Source organism: Actinoplanes sp. CA-015351 (assembly GCF_050955685.1).
In the GTDB taxonomy this organism is placed as follows: Bacteria; Actinomycetota; Actinomycetes; order Mycobacteriales; family Micromonosporaceae; genus Actinoplanes.
In genome coordinates this window covers 5,740,648-5,766,428 of sequence record NZ_CP192102.1, presented here as the reverse complement: position 1 = coordinate 5,766,428, position 25,781 = coordinate 5,740,648, and the positions used below count along the sequence as shown (strand labels likewise).

24 protein-coding genes are annotated in these 25,781 nt (G+C 69.7%); 17 read left to right on the top strand and 7 right to left on the bottom strand.

The features are described from left to right. Positions 1 to 89: 89 nt before the first annotated feature. Complete coding sequence (locus ACQP2E_RS26280; protein WP_433825610.1) at positions 90 to 872, top strand: DedA family protein; 783 nt, start codon at positions 90 to 92, stop codon at positions 870 to 872. 355 nt (positions 873 to 1,227) lie between these two features. On the opposite strand, the gene ACQP2E_RS26275 is transcribed toward ACQP2E_RS26280, so the two are convergent. Genes ACQP2E_RS26275 through ACQP2E_RS26265 form a run of 3 tightly spaced genes read right to left on the bottom strand, consistent with a single transcriptional unit; the run spans position 1,228 to position 5,781 of the window. Beyond that, positions 1,228 to 1,842 carry a TetR/AcrR family transcriptional regulator gene (locus ACQP2E_RS26275; RefSeq protein ID WP_433825609.1) on the bottom strand — a complete coding sequence of 205 codons (615 nt, stop codon included), beginning with the start codon at positions 1,840 to 1,842 and terminating at the stop codon, positions 1,228 to 1,230. A 14-nt stretch (positions 1,843 to 1,856) separates the two neighbouring features. Further along, positions 1,857 to 3,425: an MFS transporter gene (locus ACQP2E_RS26270; protein ID WP_433825608.1), complete on the bottom strand. Its 1,569-nt coding sequence runs from the start codon at positions 3,423 to 3,425 to the stop codon at positions 1,857 to 1,859. 55 nt (positions 3,426 to 3,480) lie between these two features. Further along, on the bottom strand, positions 3,481 to 5,781 hold the full coding sequence (locus tag ACQP2E_RS26265) for a putative bifunctional diguanylate cyclase/phosphodiesterase (protein WP_433825607.1): 2,301 nt from the start codon (positions 5,779 to 5,781) through the stop codon (positions 3,481 to 3,483). 157 nt (positions 5,782 to 5,938) lie between these two features. Between ACQP2E_RS26265 and ACQP2E_RS26260 the strand changes: the two genes are divergently transcribed. Genes ACQP2E_RS26260 through ACQP2E_RS26240 form a run of 5 tightly spaced genes read left to right on the top strand, consistent with a single transcriptional unit; the run spans position 5,939 to position 11,088 of the window. Further along, complete coding sequence (locus ACQP2E_RS26260; RefSeq protein ID WP_433825606.1) at positions 5,939 to 7,579, top strand: ABC transporter substrate-binding protein; 1,641 nt, start codon at positions 5,939 to 5,941, stop codon at positions 7,577 to 7,579. Next, the gene (locus ACQP2E_RS26255; RefSeq protein WP_433825605.1) at positions 7,576 to 8,517 is read left to right on the top strand and encodes an ABC transporter permease; all 942 of its coding nucleotides are present in this window, start codon (positions 7,576 to 7,578) and stop codon (positions 8,515 to 8,517) included. The genes ACQP2E_RS26260 and ACQP2E_RS26255 overlap by 4 nt, the downstream gene beginning before the upstream one ends. After that, positions 8,514 to 9,353, top strand: coding sequence for an ABC transporter permease (locus tag ACQP2E_RS26250; RefSeq protein ID WP_433825604.1), 840 nt, complete (start codon positions 8,514 to 8,516; stop codon positions 9,351 to 9,353). Before ACQP2E_RS26255 ends, ACQP2E_RS26250 begins: the two co-directional genes overlap by 4 nt. Continuing rightward, a complete protein-coding gene (locus ACQP2E_RS26245) occupies positions 9,350 to 10,297 on the top strand; it encodes an ABC transporter ATP-binding protein (RefSeq protein WP_433825603.1) in 948 nt (315 codons plus the stop codon). Before ACQP2E_RS26250 ends, ACQP2E_RS26245 begins: the two co-directional genes overlap by 4 nt. Further along, entirely contained in the window at positions 10,297 to 11,088 is a 792-nt protein-coding gene (locus ACQP2E_RS26240) for an ABC transporter ATP-binding protein (RefSeq protein WP_433825602.1), read from the top strand. The genes ACQP2E_RS26245 and ACQP2E_RS26240 overlap by 1 nt, the downstream gene beginning before the upstream one ends. Here the strand turns inward: ACQP2E_RS26240 and ACQP2E_RS26235 are convergent. After that, entirely contained in the window at positions 11,075 to 11,662 is a 588-nt protein-coding gene (locus tag ACQP2E_RS26235; protein WP_433825601.1) for a TetR/AcrR family transcriptional regulator, read from the bottom strand. The two genes, ACQP2E_RS26240 and ACQP2E_RS26235, sit on opposite strands and share 14 nt — an antisense overlap. A gap of 70 nt (positions 11,663 to 11,732) precedes the next feature. Here ACQP2E_RS26235 and ACQP2E_RS26230 point away from each other — a divergent pair, with 70 nt between their 5' ends. The 3 genes from ACQP2E_RS26230 to ACQP2E_RS26220 are packed head-to-tail and all read left to right on the top strand — an operon-like array spanning position 11,733 to position 15,209. Further along, positions 11,733 to 12,197, top strand: a complete 465-nt coding sequence (locus tag ACQP2E_RS26230) for a DUF3237 domain-containing protein (protein ID WP_433825600.1) — start codon at positions 11,733 to 11,735, stop codon at positions 12,195 to 12,197. Beyond that, positions 12,197 to 13,804, top strand: a complete 1,608-nt coding sequence (locus tag ACQP2E_RS26225) for a CocE/NonD family hydrolase (protein ID WP_433825599.1) — start codon at positions 12,197 to 12,199, stop codon at positions 13,802 to 13,804. Before ACQP2E_RS26230 ends, ACQP2E_RS26225 begins: the two co-directional genes overlap by 1 nt. Positions 13,805 to 13,814: 10 nt before the next feature. After that, positions 13,815 to 15,209 carry an amidase gene (locus ACQP2E_RS26220; protein ID WP_433825598.1) on the top strand — a complete coding sequence of 465 codons (1,395 nt, stop codon included), beginning with the start codon at positions 13,815 to 13,817 and terminating at the stop codon, positions 15,207 to 15,209. 123 nt (positions 15,210 to 15,332) lie between these two features. Here the strand turns inward: ACQP2E_RS26220 and ACQP2E_RS26215 are convergent, their stop codons facing one another. Next, positions 15,333 to 15,743 (bottom strand): MarR family winged helix-turn-helix transcriptional regulator, encoded by a 411-nt coding sequence (locus tag ACQP2E_RS26215; RefSeq protein WP_111647602.1) that lies wholly within the window; start codon positions 15,741 to 15,743, stop codon positions 15,333 to 15,335. A gap of 179 nt (positions 15,744 to 15,922) precedes the next feature. Here ACQP2E_RS26215 and ACQP2E_RS26210 point away from each other — a divergent pair, with 179 nt between their 5' ends. The 4 genes from ACQP2E_RS26210 to ACQP2E_RS26195 are packed head-to-tail and all read left to right on the top strand — an operon-like array spanning position 15,923 to position 19,672. Next, a complete protein-coding gene (locus ACQP2E_RS26210; protein WP_433825597.1) occupies positions 15,923 to 16,816 on the top strand; it encodes an SDR family oxidoreductase in 894 nt (297 codons plus the stop codon). Beyond that, positions 16,816 to 17,682: an amidohydrolase family protein gene (locus ACQP2E_RS26205; RefSeq protein WP_433825596.1), complete on the top strand. Its 867-nt coding sequence runs from the start codon at positions 16,816 to 16,818 to the stop codon at positions 17,680 to 17,682. Before ACQP2E_RS26210 ends, ACQP2E_RS26205 begins: the two co-directional genes overlap by 1 nt. After that, a complete protein-coding gene (locus ACQP2E_RS26200) occupies positions 17,679 to 18,137 on the top strand; it encodes a MaoC family dehydratase (protein ID WP_433825595.1) in 459 nt (152 codons plus the stop codon). The genes ACQP2E_RS26205 and ACQP2E_RS26200 overlap by 4 nt, the downstream gene beginning before the upstream one ends. Next, a complete protein-coding gene (locus ACQP2E_RS26195; RefSeq protein WP_433825594.1) occupies positions 18,137 to 19,672 on the top strand; it encodes an acyl-CoA synthetase in 1,536 nt (511 codons plus the stop codon). Before ACQP2E_RS26200 ends, ACQP2E_RS26195 begins: the two co-directional genes overlap by 1 nt. Here the strand turns inward: ACQP2E_RS26195 and ACQP2E_RS26190 are convergent. Then, positions 19,620 to 20,399: an SIR2 family NAD-dependent protein deacylase gene (locus ACQP2E_RS26190; protein WP_433825593.1), complete on the bottom strand. Its 780-nt coding sequence runs from the start codon at positions 20,397 to 20,399 to the stop codon at positions 19,620 to 19,622. The two genes, ACQP2E_RS26195 and ACQP2E_RS26190, sit on opposite strands and share 53 nt — an antisense overlap. 152 nt (positions 20,400 to 20,551) lie before the next feature. On the opposite strand from ACQP2E_RS26190, the gene ACQP2E_RS26185 reads away from it, so the two are divergent. Then, complete coding sequence (locus tag ACQP2E_RS26185) at positions 20,552 to 20,767, top strand: hypothetical protein (RefSeq protein WP_433825592.1); 216 nt, start codon at positions 20,552 to 20,554, stop codon at positions 20,765 to 20,767. Positions 20,768 to 21,736: 969 nt separating this feature from the next. Here ACQP2E_RS26185 and ACQP2E_RS26180 read toward each other — a convergent pair. Further along, positions 21,737 to 22,540, bottom strand: coding sequence for an alpha/beta fold hydrolase (locus ACQP2E_RS26180; protein ID WP_433825591.1), 804 nt, complete (start codon positions 22,538 to 22,540; stop codon positions 21,737 to 21,739). A gap of 118 nt (positions 22,541 to 22,658) precedes the next feature. Here ACQP2E_RS26180 and ACQP2E_RS26175 point away from each other — a divergent pair, with 118 nt between their 5' ends. Genes ACQP2E_RS26175 through ACQP2E_RS26165 form a run of 3 tightly spaced genes read left to right on the top strand, consistent with a single transcriptional unit; the run spans position 22,659 to position 25,764 of the window. After that, the gene (locus ACQP2E_RS26175; protein WP_433825590.1) at positions 22,659 to 24,344 is read left to right on the top strand and encodes an FAD-dependent oxidoreductase; all 1,686 of its coding nucleotides are present in this window, start codon (positions 22,659 to 22,661) and stop codon (positions 24,342 to 24,344) included. Next, complete coding sequence (locus ACQP2E_RS26170) at positions 24,341 to 24,676, top strand: NAD(P)-binding protein (RefSeq protein ID WP_433825589.1); 336 nt, start codon at positions 24,341 to 24,343, stop codon at positions 24,674 to 24,676. Before ACQP2E_RS26175 ends, ACQP2E_RS26170 begins: the two co-directional genes overlap by 4 nt. Further along, the gene (locus tag ACQP2E_RS26165) at positions 24,673 to 25,764 is read left to right on the top strand and encodes a flavin-containing monooxygenase (RefSeq protein WP_433825588.1); all 1,092 of its coding nucleotides are present in this window, start codon (positions 24,673 to 24,675) and stop codon (positions 25,762 to 25,764) included. The genes ACQP2E_RS26170 and ACQP2E_RS26165 overlap by 4 nt, the downstream gene beginning before the upstream one ends. The last annotated feature ends 17 nt before the right edge of the window (positions 25,765 to 25,781 follow it).

Below are 25,781 nucleotides of genomic sequence, written 5' to 3'. Positions count from 1 at the left end.
GGAACCGCACCGGTACCGATCACGAAGCGACGCCGGGTGTATCCACCGATGTCACGCCGCCGCTGCCCGGGACTGAGAATCTGCCGATCATGCCGCACGACCTCGATCTGCTGGTGAACACCCGCTGGGTGCTGCTCGTGGTGCTGGCCGCGACGCTGTTCGACGTGGTGCTGCCGTTCATCCCGGCCGAGACGATCGTGGTGGCGGTGGGTGTGGCAGCCGCGGCGCACGGGGAGGCGGTGCCGGTCGCGGTGATCCTGGCGGCCACCGCCGGGGTGTGCGCGGGTGACCATCTCGCGTACCTGGTGGGGTGGCGCAGCGGTCCCGCGGTGACCGGCCGGCTGCGGCGCGGCGCGCGGGGAGCGGCCCTGCACGACTGGGTCCTGGCGGTGATGAGCCGGCACGGCGGAACGCTGATCGTTCTCGGACGTTACGTGCCCGGGGTGCGCTCGGCGACCGCGTTCACGGCCGGCGCGACCCGGTTCCCGCGCCGGGCGTTCACGGGGTTCACGCTGGCCGGTGCGGCGATCTGGGCCGCGCAGGCGGTGCTGCTCGGTTATCTCGGCGGGGTGGCCTTCGCCGACCGCCCGCTCATCGGTTTCGCGGTGGCCTGGGTGGTCGCGATCGCGGTCAGCGCAGCCGCCACCCTGATCCGCCCGCGAGCCAGAGCCGCCGGGGCCAGAGCCGCCGGGGCCGGGGCCGCCGGGGCCGGGGCTGCCGGGGCCGGGGCTGCCGGGACCGGGGCTGCCGGGGCCAAGGGCGCCGGGACCCGAGCCGCCGGGGCCAAGGACGCCGGGGCTCGAGCCGCCGGGACCCGAGCCGCTTGCACCCGCCTGCGGCTACGAGCGCGCGCAGCCCGCCCGCGCCCGTGAAGTAGAACGTGATCCTCACTCGCGGCGGGACGAGGCCGCACGTAACGCCGCCAACGGCGTGATGAAGTCGCACGTAACGCCGGCCCGGCGTGGATGGGGTCACACGTAACGGCTTGGTGCGACCTCATCCACGCCAGGACCGAGATGGACGCACACACAGGTGTTCGGTGCGGCCTCATCCATGCCGCAGTTCCCTTGCGTGTGCCCATGTCCCGGCCCACCAAGCCCGCCGGCCCACCAAGCCCGCCGGCCCACCAAGCCCGCCGGCCCACCAAGCCCGCCAGGGTCGGCCAAGATCGCCGGCCGCCAAGGGCCCGGCCCGGCCCGGCGAACGCAGCCGGCGGCGGCGCGGGTCTCAGGCTGCAGCGCCGCGTAGGACCGCGTCGACGATCTTCTCGGCGAAGTTCTCGTCCGGCACCAGGTCCTGCAGGCGCAGCATCGACTGGACCATCGACGGGCCGGAGAGCATCAGCTGGGTGAGCTCGATGTCGAGGTCGGCGCGCAGCTCGCCGGTTGTGATGCCGCGCCGCAGCACCTCGCGCATCACCTCGCGGCGTGGCTCGATGACGGCCCGGTGCATCCGGCCGAGCGCCTCGTCCTTGATGATCTCGGGGAGCAGGCATGCGGTGACGTTGCCGTACTGCCGGGCACGCGGTGTGCGGTTCGCCTGGATCAGCGCGATCAGGTCGTCCCGCACCGAGACGCCGGCCAGTTCCGGCAGCGGGCCCTTCATGGCGCGGACCGCGTCGGCGAGCAGCGCCTCCTTGTTCGGCCAGCGGCGATAGATGGTGGCCTTGCCGACGCCGGCCCGCGCCGCCACCGCCTCGATCGAGACGGCGGCGGCGCTCTGACCTTCGTTCAGCAGCTCCAGCACCGCTTCGAGGATGGCCTCGTCGGCCTGGGCGTTGCGGGGCCGGCCAGGAGCCTTACGCTCCTGGCCGGCGTCGGTGCTGGTGCTCATGGCGTTCATTGTTACCGAGAGGTTTACGCGTCGACCAGCGCGGCGTCCTCCACCGCGGCGGGCGCGGCGGCGGACGAGGGACGCTTGCCCGGCAGGAAGAGCACCGCGACGAGCGCGCCGAGCAGGGCGAAGACGGTCGATCCGGCGGACGCGTAGTGCATCGCGGTGACGAACGCGCTGTTCGCGCCGTCCAGCAGCGCGGGCGCGGCCTGTCCGGCCTGACCGGCCACCGCGTACGCGCCGGCGATCGACTCGCGGGCCTGGTCAGCGACCGCGTCCGGCAGCCCGGCGGGTGCCGCCAGGTTCTCCCGGTATACCGACGAGACGACGGCGCCGAGAACCGCTACGCCGAGCGCGCCGCCCAGCTGACGGATCGTGTTGCTGACCGCGGAGCCGACACCGGCCTTCTCCCGGGGCAGCGCCGACATGATCGCCTCGGTGGCCGGCGGCATCACGTTGGCCATGCCGACGCCCTGCACGAAGAACGTCACGGCGACCACCCAGATCGGGGTGTCGGTGCCGATGAACACCCAGGTGGCGAGCGCGGCGGCGACCAGGATCAGGCCGACAGAGCTGACCGCCTTCGGGCCGAACTTCTTGACCATGTTCGAGCTCAGCGGGGCGAAGACCATCTGGCCGAGCGCGAACGGCACGAAGAGCGCGCCGGACATCAGCGGGCCGTACCCGCGAACCATCTGCAGGTAGAAGGCGCCGAAGAACATCGAGCCCATCGCCGCGAAGAAGACCAGGCCGATGATGCCGGTCGAGGCGGAGAACTGGCGGTTCGAGAAGAGCCGGACATCCAGCGACGGGAAGGTGATCCGGCGTTCGTAGAGAATGAACGCGACCATCACCAGCAGGCCACCGCCGAGGGTGCCCCAGGCCAGCGGCTCGCCGAAACCGTCCTCGCCACCCTTGATTACGCCGTAGGTGATCAGGGTCAGGCCGATGATCGACAGCAGCACGCCGAGCACGTCGATGCGGCTGGGCTTCGGGTCACGCGACTCCGGCACCAGGATGAAGACCAGCGCGACACCAGCGATCACGATCGGCACGTTGATCAGGAAGACCGAGCCCCACCAGAAGTGCTCCAGGAGCACGCCGCCGAGCACCGGGCCGATCGCCACGGCCAGGCCGACCGCGCCGGCCCAGACACCGATGGCACGGGCCCGCTCCCGCGGGTCGAAGACGTTGGCGATGATCGAGAGAGTGGCCGGCATGACCGCCGCGGCGCCGAGGCCCATCACGGCGCGGGCCGCGATCAGCATGTCCGGGCTGGTGGCGTACGCCGAGAACAGCGACGCGAGGCCGAAAACGATCAGGCCGAACACGAGGCTGAGCCGGCGGCCGAAACGGTCGGCCAGGATGCCGGCGGTGAAGAGCAGACCGGCGAAGACCAGAGTGTACGAGTTGATCGCCCACTCCAGCTCGCTCTGGCTGGCGCCGAGCCCGTGCTCCGGGTCAGCGATGGTCCGCATCGCCACGTTGAGCACGGTGTTGTCGAGCACGACCACCAGCAGGCTGATGACCAGCACGCCGAGGATCGCCCAGCGCCGGGGATGCCCGGTCATTGGTTGAGCTTGGGTTGACATGCGAGGTGCCCCCGAAACCTTTGCGAAACGGAACCGTTCCGTATCTCAAAGCAACCTAACGCTCCCCGGTAAGAAACGGAACGGTCTCGTATCGAAAGTGTTCCTGGTCACTGGCAAGCCGGTTCTGGTCGAGGGTGGAGAGGAGGTCGAGGATGCCGGTGGCGTCGATCGGGTGGGCCAGGAGGAAGCCCTGGGCGTACTCGCAGCCCAGCTCGCGCAGCACGCGCAGGTCGGCGGGGTCCTCGACGCCCTCGGCCACCGAGGCCATGCCGAGGGCGTGTGCCATGCCGACCATCGCGTCGGCCAGGCCGCGCCGGGCCTGGTCGTGGGCGATGCCCGCCACGAAGGTGCGGTCGATCTTCACGATGTCCCAGCCGTGGTCGGCGACCCGGGCCATCGAGGAGTAACCGGTGCCGAAGTCGTCCACCGCCAGCTTCACCCCGGCCCGGCGCAGCGGGCCCAGGGCGGCCTCCACCGTTTCCGGGTCGGCCAGGCCGGTCTCGGTGAGCTCCAGGGTCAGGGCCTCGGCGGGTGTGCCGGCCACCTGGAGCGCCGCGAGCACCGCCTCGGCGGTGGTGGCGTCCAGCTGGCGGGGGGAGAGGTTCACCGCGATCGGGATCCAGCGGCCGGTCCGGTTGTACCAGGTGCGCTGCTCGTGCAGGGCCTGCTCGATGACGGCGGCGAAGAGCTGGTCGACAGTGCCGCTGGCCTCGGCCACCGGGACGAATGCGGCGGGCGGCAGGATGCCGTCGGCCGGGTGCTGCCAGCGGGCCAGGGCCTCGACCGAGCTGAGGGTGCCGTCGTCGACGCGGTACACCGGCTGGTAGACGCAGAACAGCTCGCCCGGGTGCTGCAGGGCCCGGCGGAAATCGGCGTCGCGGCGCAGGCGCAGCGCCGCCTCGGCCCGGCTCTGTGCGTCGAAGCGGACCATCCGGCCCCGGCCGGCGGCCTTGGCCTGGTACATCGCGGTGTCGGCGTCCTGGAGCAGCGCGTCCGGGTCGGCGGTGGTGTCGCCGGTGGTCCGCAGCCCGATCGACAGCGACGGGAAGAACTCGCTGCCGTCGGAGAGGCGCAGCGGCTCGGCGAGGTCGGCGGTGACCCGGGCGGCGATGTCGTCCGCCTCCTGCTCGGCGACGGCCGGCATCAGCACCACGAACTCGTCGCCGCCGAGCCGGCAGACCACGTCGCCGGCGCGGACCGACGCGCGCATCCGGTCGGCGATGGCGACCAGCAGCTGGTCGCCGGCGTCGTGGCCGAGGCTGTCGTTGACCGTCTTGAAATGGTCCAGGTCGCAGAAGAGCAAACCCACCCGGGTACGCCCGTCGGCCGGCAGCGAGCTCAGCGCCAGGTGCATCCGGTCCATCAGCAGGCTGCGGTTGACCAGCCCGGTCAGCGGGTCGTGCCCGGCGCGCCGGGCCAGCTCGTGGATCGGGGCGATCAGGCGTACCGCTACCAGTGACATCGAGATCGAGGAGCCGAGGATCAACGGCGTGTCCGGCACCGGCTCCCAGAACAGGTGCAGGGTCGGCAGCACGAGCGAGGCGCAGAACAGCGTGACGGCCCGGGGCACTGTCAGCATCACCAGCGCGGACCGGCGCGGCGTGGTGGTGACCATCGACGGGTGCAGGCCGGCCGTGGCGATCAGGATCGGCATCGCCATCCAGCCGAGGTCGATCGGGCCGCCCTCGATGTAGGTGCCGGCCAGGCTCTGGTGGGTGTAGAGCGCGTCGGATACGAACCAGGCGATCAGGCCGAGCAGCAGGACGCGTACGCCCGGGGTGCGCAGCTCGACGCCGAGGGCGAGGGCGAGCGCGCAGTAGACGACGAAGAGGGTGCTGGCCGGTGCGGCGACCGCCACGAACTGGGCGGACAGCGTGCCGCCGAGGGTGCGGATCGGCTCCAGGACCAGGATCCAGGCCAGGCCGGCGAGCGGCGACAGGATGACCGCCGAGTCGATGAACGCGGTCCGGCCGGCGCGGGCCGCGAGCACCGCGGTGCCGGCGGCGATCCCGACGTGCCCGAGCAGGTAGAACGCGTCCGCCGCGGAGGGGAATGGCGCGGCCAGGCCGCGTGACGTGTAACCGGCGAAGAGAACGTCGCCGAGCCCGGATATGGCCAGTCCGGCCACGATGACCAGCCAGCCGGTACGCCGCCGTGGCGCATGCCGGACCAGGCCATACCACGTGGCGATCGGGGCGGTGCAGTTCACCGCCACGTAGATCCACCGGGTCGCGGCGTTGAGTGGCACCAGAACGTACGCGACAGCGGCCGTCGATGCGACGACCAGGTAGATCAACCACAGATGCCGGAGGAGCCCGGCGGGCTGCGCCGCACCCATGCCGTTCTCATCGGCCACCGCGCGCGGTCCCTGCGGCTCCGGAATTCTTCGTCAATCCAGAATACCTCGTTATCGCTGGTTGGACGGCTGCAGTTAATAGTTGATTTCCAGGATTGACAATCTACGGCCCGGGGCGGAAACCTGAGGCGGTCAACGCCGCGCTTCAGTTCCGGGAGTGACATTGAGATCTGTACATAAATCCGCGATCGCCCTGCTCCTCGGCTTGTCCCTGACCGCCTGCTCGGGGTCCGGACAGGCGCCGGCGACCGGGGCGGGCGCGATCGAGCTGGTCGAGACGACCCCGGCCGCCACCGGCGACGTCGACACGGTGACCTGGGCGCTGCCGTCCGGCGAGCCGGCCTCGCTCGACCCGGCCCGCACCGGCGATTACTCGGCCAACACGGTCGGCACCAACCTCTGCGAGAGCCTGCTGCGCCTGGAGCCGGACTTCTCCACCTCGCCCGGCCTGGCCAGCGCGGTGACGCAGAAGGACCCGACCACCGTGGTGATCACCCTGCGCGACGGCGTGACGTTCTGGGACGGCTCACCGCTCACCGCAGGTGACGTGGTCTACAGCCTCAAGCGGAACATGGACCCGAAGCTGGCGTCGTACGCCGCCCACGTCTACGCGAGCGTCACGACGATCGAAGCGACCGGGCCGCTCGAGGTCACGGTGAAGTTCAAGACCCCTGACGTGCAGTTCATCCCGGACCTGGCCGGTGTGCCCGGCTCGATCATCCAGGAGAAGTTCGCGACGAAGGCCGGACAGGCGTTCGGCACCGCGAGCGGCGGCCTGATGTGTACCGGCCCGTTCCAGCTCGGCACCTGGACCAGCGGCCAGAAGATCTCCCTGAAGCGGTACGACGCGTACTGGGACACCGCCCGCAAGGCCAAGGCCGCCACGTTCGACTTCGTCTTCCTGACCGACAGCAGCACGCTGACCAGCGCACTGCTGTCCGGCGAGGTGGACGGCGTCTACGGCGCGCCGGTCGGCAGCATCGCCGCGCTGCAGCGCTCCGAGGCCGGCACGCTGTACTTCGGCCCGAGCACCGAGACCGTCAGCCTCGGCGCAGTCGCCGCCGAGGGGCCGGCCGCCGACCCGAAGATCCGGCAGGCCCTCGACCTGGCGATCGACAAGACCAGCTTCGTGACCAGCGTGCTCAAGGGCGCAGGCGAGCCGCTCAAGACCTTCACCCCGCCGCTGGCCTGGCAGGGCAGCCCGGCCAAGGACGTCTACGACGCCGGGTACGCGGCCCTGCCGGACACCAGCAAGGCCGACCTCGAAGCCGCCAAGAAGCTGGTGGCCGAAGCCGCCCCGAGCCGCACCGACCTGGTGATCGCCACGCCGGCCGGTGACCAGTCGCTGCTGCAGACCGCCACCATCGCGCAGGCGGCCGCCGGGCAGATCGGCCTGACCGTCACCATCAAGCAGCTGCAGCCCGCCGAGTTCGCCGGCCTCTTCTACGACCCGGCGCTGCGGACCGGCATCGACCTGATCGCGACCACCGGCTATCTCGAAGTGCCGGGCGCGCTCTACTACGCCCCGGGATTCGTCTTCTCCGGCGCCCCGTTCAACTGGACCAACTACGCGAACCCCGAGGTCACCGCGAACCTCGGTGCGGCCGTCTCGGAGACCGACCCGGCCGTCTCGGCGCAGAAGTTCGTGGCCGCGCAGGCGATCTTCGGCCCGGCCAAGCTCCAGATCACCCTGGCCGGCTCGTACAACCGGCTCTACCTGAACAAGCGGATCACCGGCGCGCCGGCCTCGTTCAACTACATCAGTACGGCCTGGGCAGCCCTGGTCGGCGCCGCATGATCCTGTTTCTCGGCCGCAAGCTGGCTGGGCTGGTCGCCACCGTGGCGGTGGCCAGCCTGGTCATCTTCGGAGCCCTCTACCTGGCGCCCGGTGATCCGGCCGCGCTGCTCGCCGGTGGGCACCAGCCCAACCCGGCGGCGCTTGCCGAGATCCGGGCCCGGTACCACCTCGACGACCCGTTCCTGCTGCAGTACTGGCACTGGCTGTCCGGGCTGCTCACCGGTGATCCGGGCACCTCGATGGTGCTCAAGGAGCCGGTCACCGGCCTGATCGCGGCGCGGTTGCCGACCACGGGGCTTCTGGTCGCGTACGCAAGTCTCCTGATCTTGATCTTGGGGGTTGCCTCGGGGATCTTCGCGGGGGTGGCCGGGAAGGTGGTCGACGGGGTGCTGACCGTGACCACCACGGTGCTGATGGCGGCGCCGGCGTTCGTCGCGGCGATCCTGCTGATCTGGGTGTTCGCGACGAAGCTGTCCTGGTTCCCGGTCTACGGATCGGGCACCGGGTTCCTCGACCGGATCCACCACCTGACGCTGCCGGCGCTCGCGCTCAGCGGGGGATATCTCGCCTACGTCAGCCGGATCACCCGGACCGAGGTACGCGCCGAACTGACCTCCGACCACGTGGCCGCCGCCCGGGTGCGCGGGCTGCCGCGACGTCATGTGCTGAGGCGGCACGTGCTGCGCAACGCCGCGCCGCCGATCCTGGCGGTCTCCGGCGTGACCGTGGCCGGGCTGTTCGCCGGTACCGCGGTGGCCGAGCAGGCGTTCGGGGTGAGCGGGCTCGGCTCACTGCTGGTGCAGAGCGCGGCGCGGCAGGACATGGTCGTCGTGCAGGCCATCGCGCTACTGCTGGTCGCCATCTTCGTGCTGGTCAACACCCTGGTCGACGTGCTCAACGCGGTGCTCGACCCGCGCCTGCTGAGGGAGCGCACATGACCGTTCTTCTGGCGAAACCGTTCGTGAAGGCGCCGCGGTCGCTCGTGCCCGTCGCCGTCGCCGTCTGCGTTCTCGTGGTGCTGATGGCGCTGCTCGCGCCGTGGATCGCCCCGCACGACCCGTTCGCGGTCGACCCGCTGAACGCGTACGCCCCGTTCTCCGTCGCGCATCCGCTCGGCACCGACGACCTCGGCCGTGACCTGCTCTCCCGGCTTGTCTACGGTGCGCGGACCAGCCTGGCCGGGCCGCTGATCGTGGTGATCGCCGCCGGGACGCTCGGCACCGGGCTCGCGGTCGGCGCTGCCTGGTTCGGCGGCTGGTTCGACAACCTGGTCTCCCGGGGGCTCGACGTGCTCTTCGCGTTCCCCGGGCTGGTCCTGGCGATCACCGTGGCGGCGCTGTTCGGCACCGGGTTCGTCACGCCGGTGGTGGCGCTCTCGCTCGCGTTCGTGCCGGTCATCGCCCGGGTCATGCGAGCCGCCGCGATGCGCGAGCGGAACCTGCCGTACATCGAGGCACTGCGCGTGCAGGGCTTCTCCGCCCTGCACATCTGCCTGCGGCATCTGCTGCCGAACCTCGCGCCGCTGCTGATGGTCCAGGCCGCGATCGGTTTCGGGTACGCCATGATCGACCTGGCGTCGATCTCGTTCCTGGGTCTCGGGCTGCAACCGCCGGCCGCCGACTGGGGACTGATGATCGCGAACGGTCAGCCGTCGATCCTGGCCGGGTTCCCGCAGCAGTCCCTGGTCGCGGCGAGCGCCGTGGTGATCACGGTGGTGGCGTTCACGGCCGTCGCGGAGCGGCTGGCCGTCCGATTCGGCGGTGACATGCGATGAGTGCTCCTTTGCTGGAATTCAGTGGGCTCCGGGTGCGGCTCGGTGAGCGGCCGATTCTTCGGGACGTGACCCTGTCGGTGCACGCCGGTGAGGCCGTCGGCCTGGTCGGCGAGTCCGGGTCGGGCAAGTCGATGACGGTCAAGTCCGTGGTGCGGCTGCTGCCTGCCGGGTCGGCCGTCGACGGTTCGGTGCGGTTCGGCGGGGTCGACGTCGGCTCGCTGGGGCCTGCGGATCTACGTCGTTTCCGGTCACGGGACGTCGCCATGGTCTTCCAGGACCCGCGCGCCACGGTCAACCCGGTCCGCACGATCGGTGACTTCCTCACCGAAGTGCTGCGTGACCAGGGCGTCAGCCGCGCCGAGGCGACGCGGCGCGCTGCCGGGTCACTCTCCGAGGTCGGTGTCGACCAGGTGCGGCGCAGGCTTTCCCAGCGACCGTACGAATTGAGCGGCGGCCTGTTGCAGCGTGTGGTGATCGCCGCAGCGCTGCTGACCGAACCGAAGCTGATCCTCGCCGACGAGCCGACCACGGCCCTCGACGTGACCACTCAGGAAGAAGTCGTCGCGATCCTCAACGAGCAGCGCAGACAGCGGTCGGCGGCGCTGCTGTTCATCACCCACGACCTGGAGCTGGCCGCCGCCGTCTGCGACCGGATCGCGGTCATGTACGCCGGGGAGATCGTCGAGATCCTGCCGGCTGATCGGCTGCACGACGACGCGCGGCACCCGTACACGAAGGCACTGCTGGGGTCGCGGCCGGGAACGGTGCCGCCCGGCGAGCGCCTGCGGACCGTGCCGGGCGCGCCGCAGTCGGCGCTGACCGCGCCGGCCGGGTGCGTCTTCGCCGACCGTTGCCCGTCGGCGACCGAACACTGCCACCAGGTGCGCCCGGTGATGCTGCCGGTCGGCTCCGGGCTGGCCGCCTGTCACCTGGAGGTTCCCTGATGAGCGCGCCGATTCTTGAGGTCCGGGACCTGCGGAAACAATTCAAGGACTTCGTCGCGGTCGACGGGGTCAGCTTCACCGTGCCGGCCGGCGGGTCGCTGGCCGTGGTCGGTGAGTCCGGCTCCGGCAAGACCACCTGCGCCCGGATCGTCACGGGTCTGGAGAAGGCCACCTCGGGCACTGTGGTGCTGGACGGCGCGGCCACTCTGGACCGGCGGCGGCGGGCTTCCGTCGTACAGATGGTGTTTCAGGACCCGTACCTCTCCCTTGATCGTCGGCAGACGGTGAGTGACTGCCTCGAGGAGGTCCTGGCTCACCATGATCGCGGCCATTCTGATCGTGCGGGGGACCGGCGCAGCCGGGCCGCGCGGATCGACGAGCTGCTTGATCTCGTCGGCCTGGACCGCAAGCTGGGTGAATCGCTGCCGCGGCATCTCTCCGGCGGGCAGCGGCAGCGGGTGGCGATCGCGCGGGCGCTCGCCCCGAACCCGAAGCTGCTGGTGCTCGACGAGGCGGTCGCGGCGCTCGACGTGTCGATCCAGGCGCAGATCCTGAACCTGCTCGTCGACGCGCGGGCCGCGACCGGGGTGGCCTACCTCTTCATCACCCACGACCTGTCGGTGGTGCGGCACGTCTGCGAGGACGTGGTGGTGATGTGCCGGGGCCAGGTGGTCGAGTCCGGGCTGGTCGCGGAGGTGCTGGAGTCGCCGGTGGCCGCATACACCCAGCGTCTGGTCGCGTCGGTGCCGCGGCCCGGATGGGTGCCGTCGCGGGCGGTCAGTCGTGGCTGAATCTTTCCAGCATGCCCTCGGCGGCGGTGCGGACCAGGCCGCCGGACGCGACCGGGAGCTGGAGCTCGGCCATCATCGAGTTACCCATCGCGAGGCACCACAGTCCGTACGCGACCGAGCGCCGCGCCCCGGCCGGCGCGCCCGGGTGCTCGGCGGCGATGGCGTCCTCGACGGTCTGGATGGCCCGCGTGTAGTGGCCCTGCAGGGTGGCGCGGATGCTCTCGTCGGCGACGCCCGCGGTGATCAGCTCGCGGATCACCGTGTCGTCGTCGCTGATCGGCAGGAAACCGGTGCTGAACAGGTAGTCCATCGTCATCGCCAGCTTGTCGCGCTGTTCCGCGGCGGCGACCCGGTCGATGAACTCGGCCTGGTAACCGGTGTAGAGCCAGCCGGCGAACTTGCGCAGCAGGTCGTCGCGGTTGCCGACGTAGTGCCGGACGTGACTGCGGCTCAGCCCGGACTCCTCGGAGACCCGTTCGAGCGTGGTGCCGGCCAGGCCGTTCTTCCGCAGGCAGTGGCCGGTGGCCTGCATGATCTGCTCGATCCGCTCGGCCGCCATGCTCGGGCGTCCCATCCCGGCTCCTTTCCCTTGCTTGTGCACAGCCTAATTGATTGTCATTTCAGAAAAGAAAACGAGGACCGTGATGTTCGAGCTGCCTGATCCCCGGCTGGTGTTCGCCTTCGAGGCCCGGGTCGACGTCGCCCCTTCGGTACACGTCGGGCGTGGCCCGGACGAGGTGCTGATGTTCACGCCGATCACCGGTGGGACGGTTTCCGGTCCGCGGCTGTCCGGCACGGTGCTGGCCGGGGGTGGCGACTGGTCCACGACCCGGGGATCGGTCACCGAGCTCGACGCGCGGTACCTGCTCCAGGCCGACGACGGTGCGGTGATCGACATCGTGAACCGGGGGTTCTGGCGGGCCTCGCCGGAGATCGACGCTCGGGTCGAGGCCGGGGAGGACCTGCCGGAGACCCTGTACTACTACCGGACCAGCCCGGTGTTCCGCACCGACGCCGCCGAACATGCCTGGCTCGCCTCCTCGGTCTTCGTGGGGCTGGCCCGTGGTGCGAACGGTCAGGTCTGCATCCGATTCTTCGAGGTGCTCTGATGACCATTTCTGTTCAGCGGACCGGGCCCGGTCCGATCTCCTCCTCCGCGACTCAGCACATGGTGCGGATGCGTGACGGGGTGCGGCTCGCCACCGACGTCTACCTGCCTTCGCCGGACGCCGGCCCCGGGCCGACGATTCTCACCCGGCTGCCGTACGACAAGTGCGGCGAGTACACCTACATGCCACGGATCGCCGAGTACTTCACCGCGCGGGGATACCGGATGGTCGTGCAGGACGTCCGCGGAAAGTTCCGCTCCGAGGGCGAGACCCTGCTGTTCGTCAACGAGGCCTACGACGGGTACGACACCCTGGACTGGGTGATCAACCAGGACTGGTCCGACGGCGAGGTCGGGATGTGGGGCGACTCGTACTACGGGTACACCCAGTGGGCGGCCGCCTCGACCGGGCACCCGGCGCTCAAGGCGATGGTGCCCCGGGTCACCGGCACCCGGCTCGGTGAGCTGCCGATCCCGGTGCCCGGCCAGCGGGTTCACGACGTGGAGATGTCGGTGCACCGGTTCTACCCGCTGTCGATGTTCCACGATCGGGACATGCTCGAATGGGAGATCGACTGGACTCGGCGGCCGCTCGCCGCGCAGGTCGAGGAGTTCTTCACGGCGGTCGGTAGCCGGTCGGCCTCGTACGACCTGTGGTTTCCGTACCCGGTGAGCCTGCGGCGGTTCCCGGCCGGCAGCCCGTTCGACGCGCCTGCCGTTCCGGTGCTCATGACGATCGGGTGGTGGGACAACTGCGCGCCGTGGCAGTGGTCGGACCACCGGGAGATCGAGGGCAAGCCGGCGTGGGCGCGGAACGAGTATCTGCTGCTCGAAGCGATCGATCACGAGAACAACAGTCATTTCCAGCCGGGTGTGCCGAACAGCGATCCGTCGTTTCTGCCTCGCTATCTGGATCCGGCCATCGAGTTCTTCGACGTATTTCTGCGGGGTTCCGCTGCCGTCATCCCTCGGGTCCGGTGGCAGCTGGCCGGGTCCGGGGACGCGTCATTCCGGTCCTGCGACAGTTGGCCGCCGGAGTCCGCGTACCCCTGGGAATTGCAGGTGAGCGGTGCCGGGACTCTGGATTCTTCCGGTTCTCCGGGCTGGGTGACCTGGACGCATGACGCGGCCGATCCGGTGCCGTCGCCGGTGCGGGACGCGTTCGCTTTTCTGGCGGAGAATCCGGACGAGAGTGGCCTTGCCGCTCGCGCCGATGTGCTGGTGTTCACCGGCTCTCCGTCGCCGTCACCCGTTGATCTTGTTGGGCCGGTGCGGCTCGACGCGGTCGTCGGGTCGGACGGGCCGGAGATGGATCTCTTCGCGCGGTTGCTCGACGTGGCGCCGGACGGGTCGGCGCGGCTGATCGCTCGCGGGCAGCAGACGATCATCGACCCGGGCTCCTCGTTCGCCGTGACGCTGGATCTCGGTCACCTCGGGTATCGGCTCGCGGCCGGGCACGCGCTGCGGCTCACCATCGCTTCCAGTGACGCTCCGGAGTTCGTGCCGGCGCCGGGAACCGGCGAGCACCGGTGGCTCGCTGACAAGACCATGCCGAATCAGCAGCGCCTCGATTGTGGTTCGACTCGACTTACCCTGACCGTTCTCTGAGAGGTTTGAAGTGAAATTTACGGCTATCGAGATCGCTTCTCGGGTGCGGGACGGGCGGCTCACCGCCTCCGAGGTGATCGACTCGCATCTGGAACGGATCGCCGCGGTCAACCCGAAGGTCAACGCGGTCACCGTGACGCTGGAGTCGCAGGCACGTTCCGCAGCGGCGGCGCTCGACGAGCGGATCGCGGCGGGTGAGGATCCGGGCCCGCTCGCCGGTGTGCCGATCACCGTGAAGGAGAACATCGACCTGACCTGGTCGGCGACCACTTCCGGTCTGCCGTTCGCTTCTTCCAACGTACCGTCGTCCCATGCCACATTTGTGGATCGGCTGCTGGCGGCCGGGGCCATCCCGGTGGGCCGGGGGAACATGCCGGACATCGGCCTGCGGTGGGACACCGACAACGATCTGTTCGGGCGGACCGTGAACCCGTGGGACCCGGCCCGGGTTCCCGGCGGATCGTCCGGTGGCGACGCGGTTGCCGTGGCCACCGGAATGGCGGCCGCCGGTATCGGCAACGACTACGGTGGATCGCTGCGGCTGCCCGCCCACGCCGCGGGGATTGTCGCTCTGCGGCCGTCGGCGGGCCGGGTTCCGGCGCCGTCGAAGTCGGTGGAGCCGCTGCCGTTGTCCATTCAGCAGATGGCGGTGAACGGGCCGCTGGCGCGCTCGGTCGCCGACATCGATCTGCTGTTCGCGGTGATGCACGGGGCCGACGATTTCGATCCGCTGTCGGTGTCGGTCCCGCATTCTTCGTCGTACGACGGTGTGCGGCGGGTGGCGGTGACCGTGGATCCGGCCGGGTGGGGTGTCGATCCGCAGGTGGCGCTGGCTGTCCGGGATGCCGCTTCGGCGCTTGCTGACGCCGGGTGGGAGGTCGAGGAGGTTTCGCCGCCTGCTGTCGACCGGTGCGCGATTCTGTGGCGGCAGCTGTCGTCCACCGAGAACGCGCCGATGCTGCTGACTCCTGGGGTATTTCCGGGGCCGCTCTCCGAGGGGACCGTGCGGTACTTCCAGGACAACATCGCTGAGGTTTCGCTTCTCGACACGTCGGCCGCTTACCAAGGGGCCTGGGCGGAACGGTTTGTTCATGCTGCCGCGTGGCGGGCGTTCCATGCCCGGTACCCGGTGGTGCTCGGGCCGGTGATCACGCAGCCGGTGCCGCTCATCGGGTTCGACCTGAGTGGGCCGGCGGCGTGCACGGAGCTGTGGAAGTCGCACCGGTTGCTCGTCACGGCCAACTTCTTGGGGTTGCCGGCGGTGGCTGTTCCCACCGGGATGGGTGGGCCGCGGCCGTCCGGGGTGCAGGTGATTGCCCGGCAGAACGGGGAGCACATCGCGCTGGCGGCCGCTCGGGACATCGAGGCGGCATTCCCGGCCTTGACTCCGGTGGACCCCGCCTGACTGGCTCTCTGGGCCGGCTTGTGCTCGTGGTCGCGTTTCGAGCCGTTCGGCGACCGTGAGCGCAAGCTGGCGATTTACGCGGTGCCCGCTCCGGCCCACCCGTGTGAGGGTGGGCGGGAGCGGTCATGTCAGCGCCAGCCAGGCCGTTACCAGGGACTGGCGGAAGTCGGCCGCCTCGTCGGGGGTGAGCTTGCTGATCATGCGGTTTTCCAACTCGTGCACCGGTTCGGCGACCGCGGCCAGCAGTGCGCGGCCCTCCGGCGTCAAGCGGATCAGCAGCTCACGGCGGTTGCCGGCGTTGCGCTCGCGGCGAATCAGGCCGCGGGACTCCAGGGCACGGACCATGTCCGCCATGGACTGGGCGGTCACGAACGAGTCCCGCGCCAGCTGCGCCGCGGAGAGACCGTCGTGACGTTCGAGAACGGTCAAGGCGGTGTACTGCAGCGCGGTGATGCCGGCCGAGCGGACCAGCTCGTCGAGACGTGCACGGACCGCCAGCTCCAGCTGTTTGACGAGGTAGAGCAACGACGGCATCCGAGAACTCCTTCTTCCACTGGGCGCGGTCAGATTACCCCATTGACAGGAAACCTGATCGTCATAAAGACTCGGGATCAACAGGATTCCTGTTGATCGTGGGCGGAGCGCCGGCTCGGAACGGCTGCGGGGCCCCGAGGGCTGGCGCTTCGCCCATCACATGCGAGAGGTTGAAGAGTATGGATCTGACCGGCAGGGTGGCCGTGGTCACCGGCAGCGGACGCGGACTCGGTCTGGCCTATGCGAGAGCGCTGGCCGCGGCGGGCGCGAGCGTCGTGGTCAACGACGTGGACCAGGCCGTCGTCGACGCCGCCGTGGCGGAGATCCCCGGCTCGGTCGGGGTGGCCGCCGCGGTCGGTGGCAGCGAGACAGCGGACCGGCTGGTCGCCGCCGCGGTCGACAACTTCGGCCGTCTCGACGTGCTGGTCACGAACGCGGGCATCCTGCGCGACCGCGTCCTCTGGAAGATGTCCGACGAGGACTTCGACGCGGTGATCGATGTGCACCTGCGCGGCACGTTCACCTGCGCCCGGGCCGCCGCGATCCGGATGCGGGAGCAGGGCGAGGGCGGCCGGCTGATCCTGATCTCCTCGCCGGCCGGCCAGCGGGGCAATTTCGGTCAGACCAACTACGCCGCCGCCAAGGCCGGCATCGCCGCGATGGCGCGTACCTGGGCGCTTGAACTGGGCCGGGCCGGTGTCACGGTCAACGCCGTGGTCCCGGTCGCCGCCACCGAGATGACCAAGACCATTCCGGCGTTCGCCCCGGTCATCGAGGAGTCCGAGCGGACCGGCGTGCCGTACCCGGCATGGCTGCGGCGCGACGAGGGTCTCGGCACGGTCGAGGATGTCACCGGGCTGATCGTCTTCCTCGCGTCGGACGCGGCCAAGGACATCACCGGACAGGCGATCGGCATCGGCGGCGACCGGCTGGCGCTGTGGTCGCACCCGGCGGAGAAAGCGGTCGCGTTCGCGGACGGCGGGTGGACCGCGGACGCCATCGCCGGCGGCTGGTCCACCGGCCCCGGAAAGAGCCCGGAGACCTACGGCATCCCGGCTCCGAAGGCGCCGTGATGGACGTCCGGGCGATCGATGTGCACACCCATGTTGAAGTGGGCAGAAACGGTCAGAGTTCGCTGAGCCCCGCCCTGCTGGGCGCCTCCGAGGACTACTTCAAGGCGCACGGGCACCGGCAGCCGAGCATTGCCGAGACCGCTGATTACTATCGGTCGCGGAACATGCGGGCCGTGGTCTTCACTGTCGACGCCGAGCACGCCACCGGTCACCCGCGGATCGCCAACGAGGAAATAGCCGAGGACTGCGCGGCGCACGGTGATGTTCTGATCCCGTTCGCCAGCGTTGACCCGTACAAAGGGAAAGCTGGTGTGCGCGAGGCGCACCGCCTGGTGGAGGAACACGGGGTTCGCGGCTTCAAGTTCCATCCGAGCATCCAGGGGTTCGCGCCGGATGACCGGATGGCGTTCCCGCTGTACGAGGCGATCGAGGAGCTTGGCGCGGTCGCGCTGTTCCATACCGGACAGACCGGGATCGGCGCCGGCGTACGCGGAGGCGGCGGCATCCGGCTGAAGTACTCCAACCCGATGCTCGTCGACGACGTGGCCGTTGACTTCCCCGACCTGCGGATCATCCTGGCCCACCCGTCGTTCCCGTGGCAGGACGAGGCACTGGCCGTCGCCACCCACAAGGAGCACGTCTACATCGACCTGTCCGGCTGGTCGCCGAAGTACTTCCCGCCGCAACTGGTCCGGTACGCGAACAGCCTGCTCCAGGACAAGGTGCTGTTCGGCTCGGACTACCCGGTGATCACACCGGACCGCTGGCTCGCCGACTTCGACAAACTCGAGATCAAGGACTCGGTACGCCCGAAGATCTTGAAGAACAACGCCGCCCGTCTGCTCAACCTGGAGGACCCGAAATGACCACCACCGTGAACGGCCTCGACGGACTCAAGTCGCTCGTCGGCAAGGACCTCGGCAACAGTGAATGGCTGGAGATCACCCAGGAGCGGGTGAACACGTTCGCCGACGCCACCGGCGACCACCAGTGGATCCACATCGACGTCGAGCGCGCCAAGACCGGGCCGTTCGGCGGCCCGATCGCCCACGGATACCTGACGCTCTCCCTGGTCATCCCGCTGTTCAGCTCGCTGCTGGCAGTCGAGGGGATCACTATGGGCGTCAACTACGGGCTGGAGAAGGTCCGCTTCCCGAGCCCGGTCAAGGTCGGCGCCAGGATCCGGCTGAACGCCACGGTGGTGAGCGTCGAGGACGTCGCCGGCAACGGTGTGCAGAGCACGTTCGACTTCACCGTCGAGGTGGACGGCTCGTCGAAGCCGGCGTGTGTGGCGCGGCCGGTCTACCGGCACTACGCGTGATGGACAATCACGGACTCGGTTCGTGGACGGCGCGCCGGGCGGCCATGTCGCCCGGCCGCACCGCCCTGATCTTCGAGGGTCGCCGGGTTTCGTTCACCGAGCTGCACGAGCGGGTGTTGCGGCTGGCGTCGGCCCTGCGTGCGGCGGGTGTGCGCCAGGGTGATCGGGTCGCCTATCTCGGGCCGAATCATCCGGCGTTCGTCGAGACGATGTTCGCGACGTTCGTGCTGGGCGGGGTTTTCGTGCCGCTCAATTTCCGGCTCACCGGGCCGGAGGTGGAGTACCAGTTGAGGCATTCCGGGGCGGTGGCGCTGATCCACGCGTCGGCGGCGTCGACGTCCGTAACCATCAAAGTGGATTTATCGACTTATGAGGGATTTATAACCACGGGTTCCGTGCAACCCATCGACGTGCCGGTCAGCCTCGACGACACCGCATGCATTCTCTACACGTCCGGCACCACCGGCCACCCCAAAGGCGCGATCCTCACCCACGGCAACATCATCTGGAACTGCTACAACCTGCTGGTCGGCGTCGACGTCGCCTCCGACGAGGTCACCCTGGTCAGCGCGCCGCTGTTCCACGTGGCCGCGCTCAACCAGTGCCTGCTGCCGACGTTCCTCAAGGGCGGCACCTCGGTGATCATGCCCGGCTGGGACGTGGACGGCTGCTTCGACGCCATCGCCGAACACCGCGTGACCTGGATGTTCGGCGTCTCCACGATGTACGCGGGCCTCAGCCAGTCACCCCGCTGGGACACGGCCGATCTTTCGTCGGTGCGCAGCCTGATGACTGGCGGCGCCTCCGTTCCGGAGGCGCTGATCAGGGTCTATCAAGCGCGTGGCCTGGCCTTCTGTCAGGGGTACGGGATGACGGAGACAGCTCCGGGCGCCACGTTCCTGGAGGCCCGGGAGAGCCGGAAGCACGTGGGTTCGGCCGGGTTGCCGGTGTTCTTCGCCGACGTCCGCCTCTCTTTCGATCCGGGGGACGCCGATCCGGGGGACGCCGATCCGGGGGATGCCGATCCGGTGGACGCCGATCGCGGTGGTTTCGGCCCCGGGGAGGTGCTGGTTCGCGGTCCCAACGTCACTCCGGGTTACTGGCACGATCCGCAGGCCACCGCGGCGGCTTTTGACGACGGTGGTTGGTTTCGGTCAGGGGACCTCGCTGTCGTGGATGCCGGCGGGCATTTCCGGATCGTCGACCGGACCAAGGACATGTACATCTCGGGCGGGGAGAACGTCTATCCGGCCGAGGTCGAAGCCGCGATCTTCGAGCATCCCGCGGTCTCCGAGGCGGCCGTGATCGGTGTCGCGGACGAGAAGTGGGGTGAGGTGGGGCGGGCTTTCGTCGTACCCAGGGAAGGGTTTGATCTTGATCCTCGGGATGTTCCGGAGTTCCTGAACGGGCGGCTCGCGAAGTACAAGATTCCTGTCTATGTGGACGTGGTCGGCGAGCTGCCGCGCACCGGGTCGAACAAGGTCAGGAAGGCTCCGCTGCGGGATCTTCCGCTGCCTGATCGGGCCAGGCCGTAGCCACGAGATCGGGCAGGACGCGGGCGGCGCTGCCTCGAAGATTGACAAGCGCCACTGAATCCAGCGGCGTGGGCTGCGGGTTCACTTGGATGACGGCGGCGCCGGATCGGGCCGCCAAGCGTGGTATCTCCGCCGCTGGATAGACCATCCCCGACGTGCCGACGGTCAGCAGAACGTCACAGTCGGACGCTGCGCGCGCGGCGGCTTCCAGCGCCGCCTCCGGCAGCGCCTCCCCGAACCACACCACACCAGGACGAACCAGCCCCGCACAGCGTACGCACGAAGGCGGCCACACCCGGCGCCCCTCGTCCGGCTCTCCCGTGGTGCTCGGCAAAGCGGCGGCTTCGCCGCACTGGGCGCAGCGGGGCATGAACAGGCTTCCGTGCAAATGGACGGTGTCCGCTGAGCCAGCGCGTTCGTGCAGGTCGTCGACGTTCTGAGTGATGACGACGGCGTTCCTCATCGCGGCGACGGCCAGGTGGCCCGGGTTCGGGTGCACGCTGCTCACCCGGTGGCGGCGCCACTCGTACCAGCCCCAGACCAGGTCGGGATCGTCCTGGAACGCCTGCGGGGTGGCGAGCGACTGCGCGTCGAAGCGTTCCCACAGGCCGGTGAGCGCATCCCGGAAAGTGGGCACACCACTCTCCGCCGAGATGCCCGCGCCGGTGAAGACCACCACCCGCTGGGCCTTCTCCAGCAGCCTCGCGGCTTCCCGTACGTCTGCCATTCGATCCCCATCCCGGTCGGATTCCGTATCCCCGCGAGGAAGTGTCCCAGCGGTGGGCGGCGCGCCGCATCACCGATCCGCACATGGGTCGTTGACCACCTCGTGCGAGGCGGTGCGTGGAGGTATCAACACATGTCCGAAGTGGAGTGCCGGTGACCCCAGCCCGCCCTGCGCCGGCTGATGTCTGGAAGCGTCGCATGCGCGTCGCCGGCTCCAGGGTGTGGTCGGCGGTCGAGGGGTGGACGGCGCCGGGGGGTCGGCCGGAGCGCTCGGAGTCCGAGGTGAGCATGCTGGTAGCGGTGGTCACGCTGGCGGCGGGCATATTGTTCCTGATGACCATGCTGCTGACCTGGCTGTTCAGGTCCTGAGCCGCCGGGTGCAGGGGTTCGATGTGAAACGCGTGCCGTGCGGCCGGCCTTTCCACCGGAACGTCACCAGGTCCACACGAAGCCCAGGCGGTAACGGTGAACGTGCTGGAAAGCCAGGCGCCGGCACTCGGCATCGGCACCCCCGGGGTCGGCACCGCCCGGCGCCGGCACCCCCGGGCGTCAGCATCGCTCGGCGTCAGCGTCGCTCGGCGTCAGCGTCGCTCGGCGTCAGCACCGCCCGGCGCCGGCACCCCCGGGCGTCGGCACCCCCGGGGGTTCATCACTCTCCGTGCATGCGGGCCACCCTGGGCTGTACCAAGCGGCCGCCGTACTGTGCAGCTGGCAGCCGTGCGTGACAGCCGGTTGGTCCGGGCTGGGGCTCAGCGCGGTCACACCGCCCGCGAGACAGCATCGAGGGTCAGCTCGTGTCGACCGGTTGCCTGTCAGCGCTGAACTTGCTCCGGATGCCCGTGAGCGCGGCACGCAGGCTGACGAGACAGGGCGGCGGTACCCGCGAACCGCCGTTTCGCAGGGCGGCTCCGTCGCAGCCCCAGCCTTGCGTGTTGATTTAGGGTGCGATTCGAACCCGAAGTCAACACGCAGCAGAGGTTTCGGCGCGTGCGTGTCGACACTGGGTGCGGATTGAACCCTTAATCGACACGCTGGACTTTAAGTCGACACGCTGGGCCCTAAGTCGACACCTGGGCGCTAACTCGGCACGCTGAGCCCTAAGTCGACACGCTGGGGCTGGGGCTGGGTCGTGCGGGCTGGGGCTGGGTCGTGCCGGCCTCCACGACGACCGGTCCGCGAGACGGAAGCGGGGGCGCGGTCCGCCGCCAGGGCCTGCTTTGGCTGGGCGGGAGTTGCTCGGGGCGGCCGGGCAGCTGGCGGCGGGGGTGGGGTCAGGGAAGAGCAGGGCGGCTGTGCAGGTGGGGTCAGGGGGAGGGCAAGGCGGCTGTGTAGGTGGGGTCAGTGGGAGAGCAGGGCGGCTGTGCAGGTGGTGGGGGCGTCGGCGAAGGGTAGGTGGCCGGAGCCCTTCAGGGGGATGTGGCGGGCTTCGGGGAGGAGCGCTCGGGCTCGGCGGGACTGGGGGCGGTAGGGGAGGACCGCGTCTCTGGTGCCCCAGGCGATGGTCACCGGGATGTGGGGCAGGGCTCCCAGGTTGTCGGCTGACCAGGGGCGCAGGTGGGTGAAGGCGTTGCGTGCGGTGCTGAAGCCGGGGGCCTGGGCCAGGGACTGGGCTGCTGACAGTGCGTCGGCGGCCGGCAAGTGGCTCGGGCGGGCGTAGAACGGTGCGCAGAAGGCGGCGCGGCCCGCGCGAGAGTTCATGATCCGGGGCAGTGCCGGGGCCAGGCGGGTGGCGCCGGCTCGGGCCGCTGTGACGACGGTCTGGCACCAGACGCGGCCGGGGGTGGTCCAGAAACCTACCGGGGAGAAGGCGGTTACCGCGCTGGCCAGGCCACGCCGGCCGAGTTCGAGGGCTACGCCGCCGCCCAGGGAACTGCCGGCCACCTCGGGGGTGCGGATGCCCAGCTCCTCCAGGAAAGCGGCCACCTGATCCGCGAACCACCCCACCGAACCGCGCCGCCCGCCACTCACCGCAGCGTCGTCACCCGGGTCGGCCCCGAAGCCTGGTAGGTCCAGGGCTATCACGTCTCGCTCCGCGGACAGGTCGTCGAGGATGGGGGACCAGACCTGCCAGTGGCTGCCTATGCCGTGGATCAGGACCAGGGGCGGGCCGGCGCCTTGGCGGTGGTGGGACAACGTTGGCATGGTGCCAGCCTGCGGTATCGGTGATCCATGAGGGAGAGGCCGAGCGCGGATTGGCGCTTTGGGCAAGACCGGAAACGTGTTGTTGACATGTTGCCAATAGCGGTGTGATGGTACGGCGATGTCGGACGAGTACGACGTCCTCGTGATCGGCTCCGGGTTCGGTGGCAGCGTGACCGCGTTGCGTCTCACCGAGAAGGGCTACCGCGTCGGCGTGCTGGAGGCGGGCCGCCGGTTCGCCGATGAGCAGTTCGCCAAGACCTCCTGGCGGCTGCGCGACTACATCTATGCCCCGGCCCTGGGGTGCTACGGGATTCTGCGCCTCACCCTGCTCAAAGACGTGATGATCATGTCGGGGGCCGGGGTGGGTGGTGGGTCGCTGGGGTACGCGTGCACGCTCTACGAGCCGCCGGACACGTTCTATGGCGATCCGCAGTGGTCCGGCATCACTGATTGGAAGGCCGAGCTGGCCCCCTATTACGAGCAGGCCAAACGGATGCTCGGGGTGACGGTCAACCCGGTCGGCACGGCTTCCGACGACGCGCTCCGGGCCGTCGCTGAGGATCTTGGAGTGGGCGCCACGTTCCGGCGTACCCCGGTGGGTGTGCTCTTCGGCGAGACGTTGGGTGAGGAAGTCGCGGACCCGTTCTTCGGCGGGGTTGGCCCTGCTCGCAGGGCCTGTACGTTGTGCGGCTCGTGCATGACGGGATGCCGCACCAACGCCAAGAACACCCTGGTCAAGAACTATCTGTACCTCGCGGAACAGGCGGGCGCGGTGGTGCACGAGCTGACGACCGTGCGGTCGGTCCGGCCGGGGAAGAGCGGGTACGTCGTGGAGACCCGGCGGACCGGCGGAGTGCGGAAGCGGACCTTCACCGCCAAGCAGGTGGTCTTCGCCGGTGGCGCGCTCGGCACTCAGCGGCTGCTGCACCGGATGCGCGACGACGGGCTGCTGCCCCGGATCTCGGCGCGGCTGGGTGAGCTGAGCCGGACCAACTCGGAGTCGATTCTCGGGGCGCGGACCCGGCGCAAGGACCGCGACTTCAGCCACGGCGTCGCGATCACGTCGTCGATCCATCCGGATCCGGTCACCCATGTGGAACCTGTCCGGTACGGCCCGGGCAGCAACCTTCTCGCGCTGCTCGCCACCGTGCTGATCGACGACACCGGGCGTACGCCGCGCTGGTGGGCCGCCGCGAAGCAGATCGCGAGAGCCGGGCGGGACCTGCGGCTCTACGTCTCGCCGAGGAACTGGTCGCGGGAGACGATCGTGCTGCTGGCGATGCAACCGCTCGACAACTCGATCACCACGTACACGAAACGTGGGCGGCTCACCAGCCGGCCCGGGATCGGTACGCCCAACCCGGTCTGGGTCCCGTCAGCACACGACGTGGCACGCCGGGTGGCCGAGAAGATCGACGGCGTGCCGACCGGTGCGATGACCGAGCTGGCCGGGCGGCCGGTGACCGGGCACTTCATCGGTGGCTGCGCGATCGGCGCGGATCCGGACGGTGGCGTGGTGGATCCGTACCAGCGGTTGTTCGGGCATGCCGGGCTGCACGTGATCGACGGGTCGGTGGTCGCGGCGAACCTCGGAGTGAATCCGTCGCTGACGATCACGGCGCTGGCCGAGCGGGCGGTCGCGTTGTGGCCGAATGCGGGCGAGGAGGATCCGCGGCCAGCAGTTGGGTCAGCATATGTCGCGATAAATCCGGTCAGGCCGCTGAAGCCCGTGGTCCCGGAGCACGCACCTGCGGCGCTGCGACTGATCCCGATCACACCACGCGAGACGGATGGACGCTCATGACCCGGGTCGTCATCATCGGGGCCGGCTTCGGCGGGATCGCGGCCGCCGCCGAAATAGTCCGTGACGAGACCATCGACCTCGTCATCCTGGAAAAGGCGGACCGCGTCGGCGGCGTCTGGCGCGACAACACCTACCCCGGCTGCGCCTGTGACATCCCGGCGCCGCTCTACTCCTATTCGTTCGCGCTGAATCCGAACTGGACCCGCCGTTTCCCGCCCCACCAGGAGATCCAGGCCTACATCGAGACCTGCGCGGCACGACTGGGCATCACCGACCGGATCAGGTCGGCACCGAGGTCACCGGCGCCACCTGGGCCGGAGAGAAATGGGTGATCACCACGAACGGCGAGTCGTTCGAGGCCGACATCCTGATCCCCGCGGTCGGCCAGCTCTCCCGCCCGTCGATACCCTCCCTGCCGGGCGCCGAGACCTTCCAGGGGACGGCGGTGCACACCGCGCACTGGACGCCGGACGTGCCGATCGGCGGCAAGCGGATCGCGGTGATCGGCACCGGCGCGAGCGCGATCCAGCTGGTCCCGGCGATCGCCGGCGAGGCCGCGCACATCGACGTCTTCCAGCGGACCCCACCGTGGACCCTGCCGAAACCGGATCGGCGGTACGGACGGGCACGGCTTCGGGCGTACCGGAAATGGCCTGTGCTGATGCGCGCCTCGCGCGCCGGCACGTGGCTGCTCACCCTCGTGACCGGCGCCGCGGTGACCGGGAACCGTGTCGCGGACACGCTGGTCCGTGGGATCTCGCATCTGCAGCGGCGGATCCAGGTGCGTGATCCGGAGCTGCGCGCGAAGGTCACGCCGGACGAGCCGATGGGTTGCAAGCGGGTGCTGTTCACGAACGCGTGGCTGCCCGCGCTGGCCCGTCCGGACGTCGATCTGATCACCGAGAAGATCGTTGCCGTGACCGAAAACGGCATCCGGACGGCGGACGGCGCGGATCATCCGTGCGACGTGCTGGTCTACGGGACCGGTTTCGCGGCGACCGAGTTCCTGGTGCCGATCCGGGTTACCGGGCGGGAGGGTGTGCTGCTCTCCGAGGTCTGGCGCGAGGGCGCGCACGCCTACCTGGGCATGACCGTGCCCGGATTTCCCAACCTCTTCCTGATCTACGGTCCGAACACGAACACCGGCAACACGTCGGTGATCTACTTCCACGAAGCCCAGGCGCGATACATCGCGCAAGCCGTGCGGCGGGTCGCCCTGGGCGACCGGCCCTTCGAGGTACGCCCGGAGCGCGCGACCGATTACGACCAGGAGATGCAGACCCGGCTGGCGGACAGTGTGTGGATCGGCTGCCAGAGCTGGTACCGGACCGCGACCGGACGGGTGGTCACGAACTGGCCGGGGAAGGCGCAGGAGTACCGCCGCCGGACGGCCCGCCTGGACCCCGGCGATTTCCGGTGATCTCTTGAAGAGTGCGC

Coding starts and splice junctions, on each gene's coding strand:
- ACQP2E_RS26170 (WP_433825589.1), top strand. CDS start 24,341: ATGACCCGGGTCGTCATCATCGGGGCCGGCTTCGGCGGGATCGCGGCC.
- ACQP2E_RS26210 (WP_433825597.1), top strand. CDS start 15,923: ATGGATCTGACCGGCAGGGTGGCCGTGGTCACCGGCAGCGGACGCGGA.
- ACQP2E_RS26180 (WP_433825591.1), bottom strand. CDS start 22,540: ATGCCAACGTTGTCCCACCACCGCCAAGGCGCCGGCCCGCCCCTGGTC.
- ACQP2E_RS26195 (WP_433825594.1), top strand. CDS start 18,137: ATGGACAATCACGGACTCGGTTCGTGGACGGCGCGCCGGGCGGCCATG.
- ACQP2E_RS26205 (WP_433825596.1), top strand. CDS start 16,816: ATGGACGTCCGGGCGATCGATGTGCACACCCATGTTGAAGTGGGCAGA.
- ACQP2E_RS26225 (WP_433825599.1), top strand. CDS start 12,197: ATGACCATTTCTGTTCAGCGGACCGGGCCCGGTCCGATCTCCTCCTCC.
- ACQP2E_RS26190 (WP_433825593.1), bottom strand. CDS start 20,399: ATGGCAGACGTACGGGAAGCCGCGAGGCTGCTGGAGAAGGCCCAGCGG.
- ACQP2E_RS26230 (WP_433825600.1), top strand. CDS start 11,733: ATGTTCGAGCTGCCTGATCCCCGGCTGGTGTTCGCCTTCGAGGCCCGG.
- ACQP2E_RS26215 (WP_111647602.1), bottom strand. CDS start 15,743: ATGCCGTCGTTGCTCTACCTCGTCAAACAGCTGGAGCTGGCGGTCCGT.
- ACQP2E_RS26200 (WP_433825595.1), top strand. CDS start 17,679: ATGACCACCACCGTGAACGGCCTCGACGGACTCAAGTCGCTCGTCGGC.
- ACQP2E_RS26275 (WP_433825609.1), bottom strand. CDS start 1,842: ATGAACGCCATGAGCACCAGCACCGACGCCGGCCAGGAGCGTAAGGCT.
- ACQP2E_RS26255 (WP_433825605.1), top strand. CDS start 7,576: ATGATCCTGTTTCTCGGCCGCAAGCTGGCTGGGCTGGTCGCCACCGTG.
- ACQP2E_RS26270 (WP_433825608.1), bottom strand. CDS start 3,425: ATGTCAACCCAAGCTCAACCAATGACCGGGCATCCCCGGCGCTGGGCG.
- ACQP2E_RS26250 (WP_433825604.1), top strand. CDS start 8,514: ATGACCGTTCTTCTGGCGAAACCGTTCGTGAAGGCGCCGCGGTCGCTC.
- ACQP2E_RS26235 (WP_433825601.1), bottom strand. CDS start 11,662: ATGGGACGCCCGAGCATGGCGGCCGAGCGGATCGAGCAGATCATGCAG.
- ACQP2E_RS26240 (WP_433825602.1), top strand. CDS start 10,297: ATGAGCGCGCCGATTCTTGAGGTCCGGGACCTGCGGAAACAATTCAAG.
- ACQP2E_RS26245 (WP_433825603.1), top strand. CDS start 9,350: ATGAGTGCTCCTTTGCTGGAATTCAGTGGGCTCCGGGTGCGGCTCGGT.
- ACQP2E_RS26280 (WP_433825610.1), top strand. CDS start 90: ATGCCGCACGACCTCGATCTGCTGGTGAACACCCGCTGGGTGCTGCTC.
- ACQP2E_RS26175 (WP_433825590.1), top strand. CDS start 22,659: ATGTCGGACGAGTACGACGTCCTCGTGATCGGCTCCGGGTTCGGTGGC.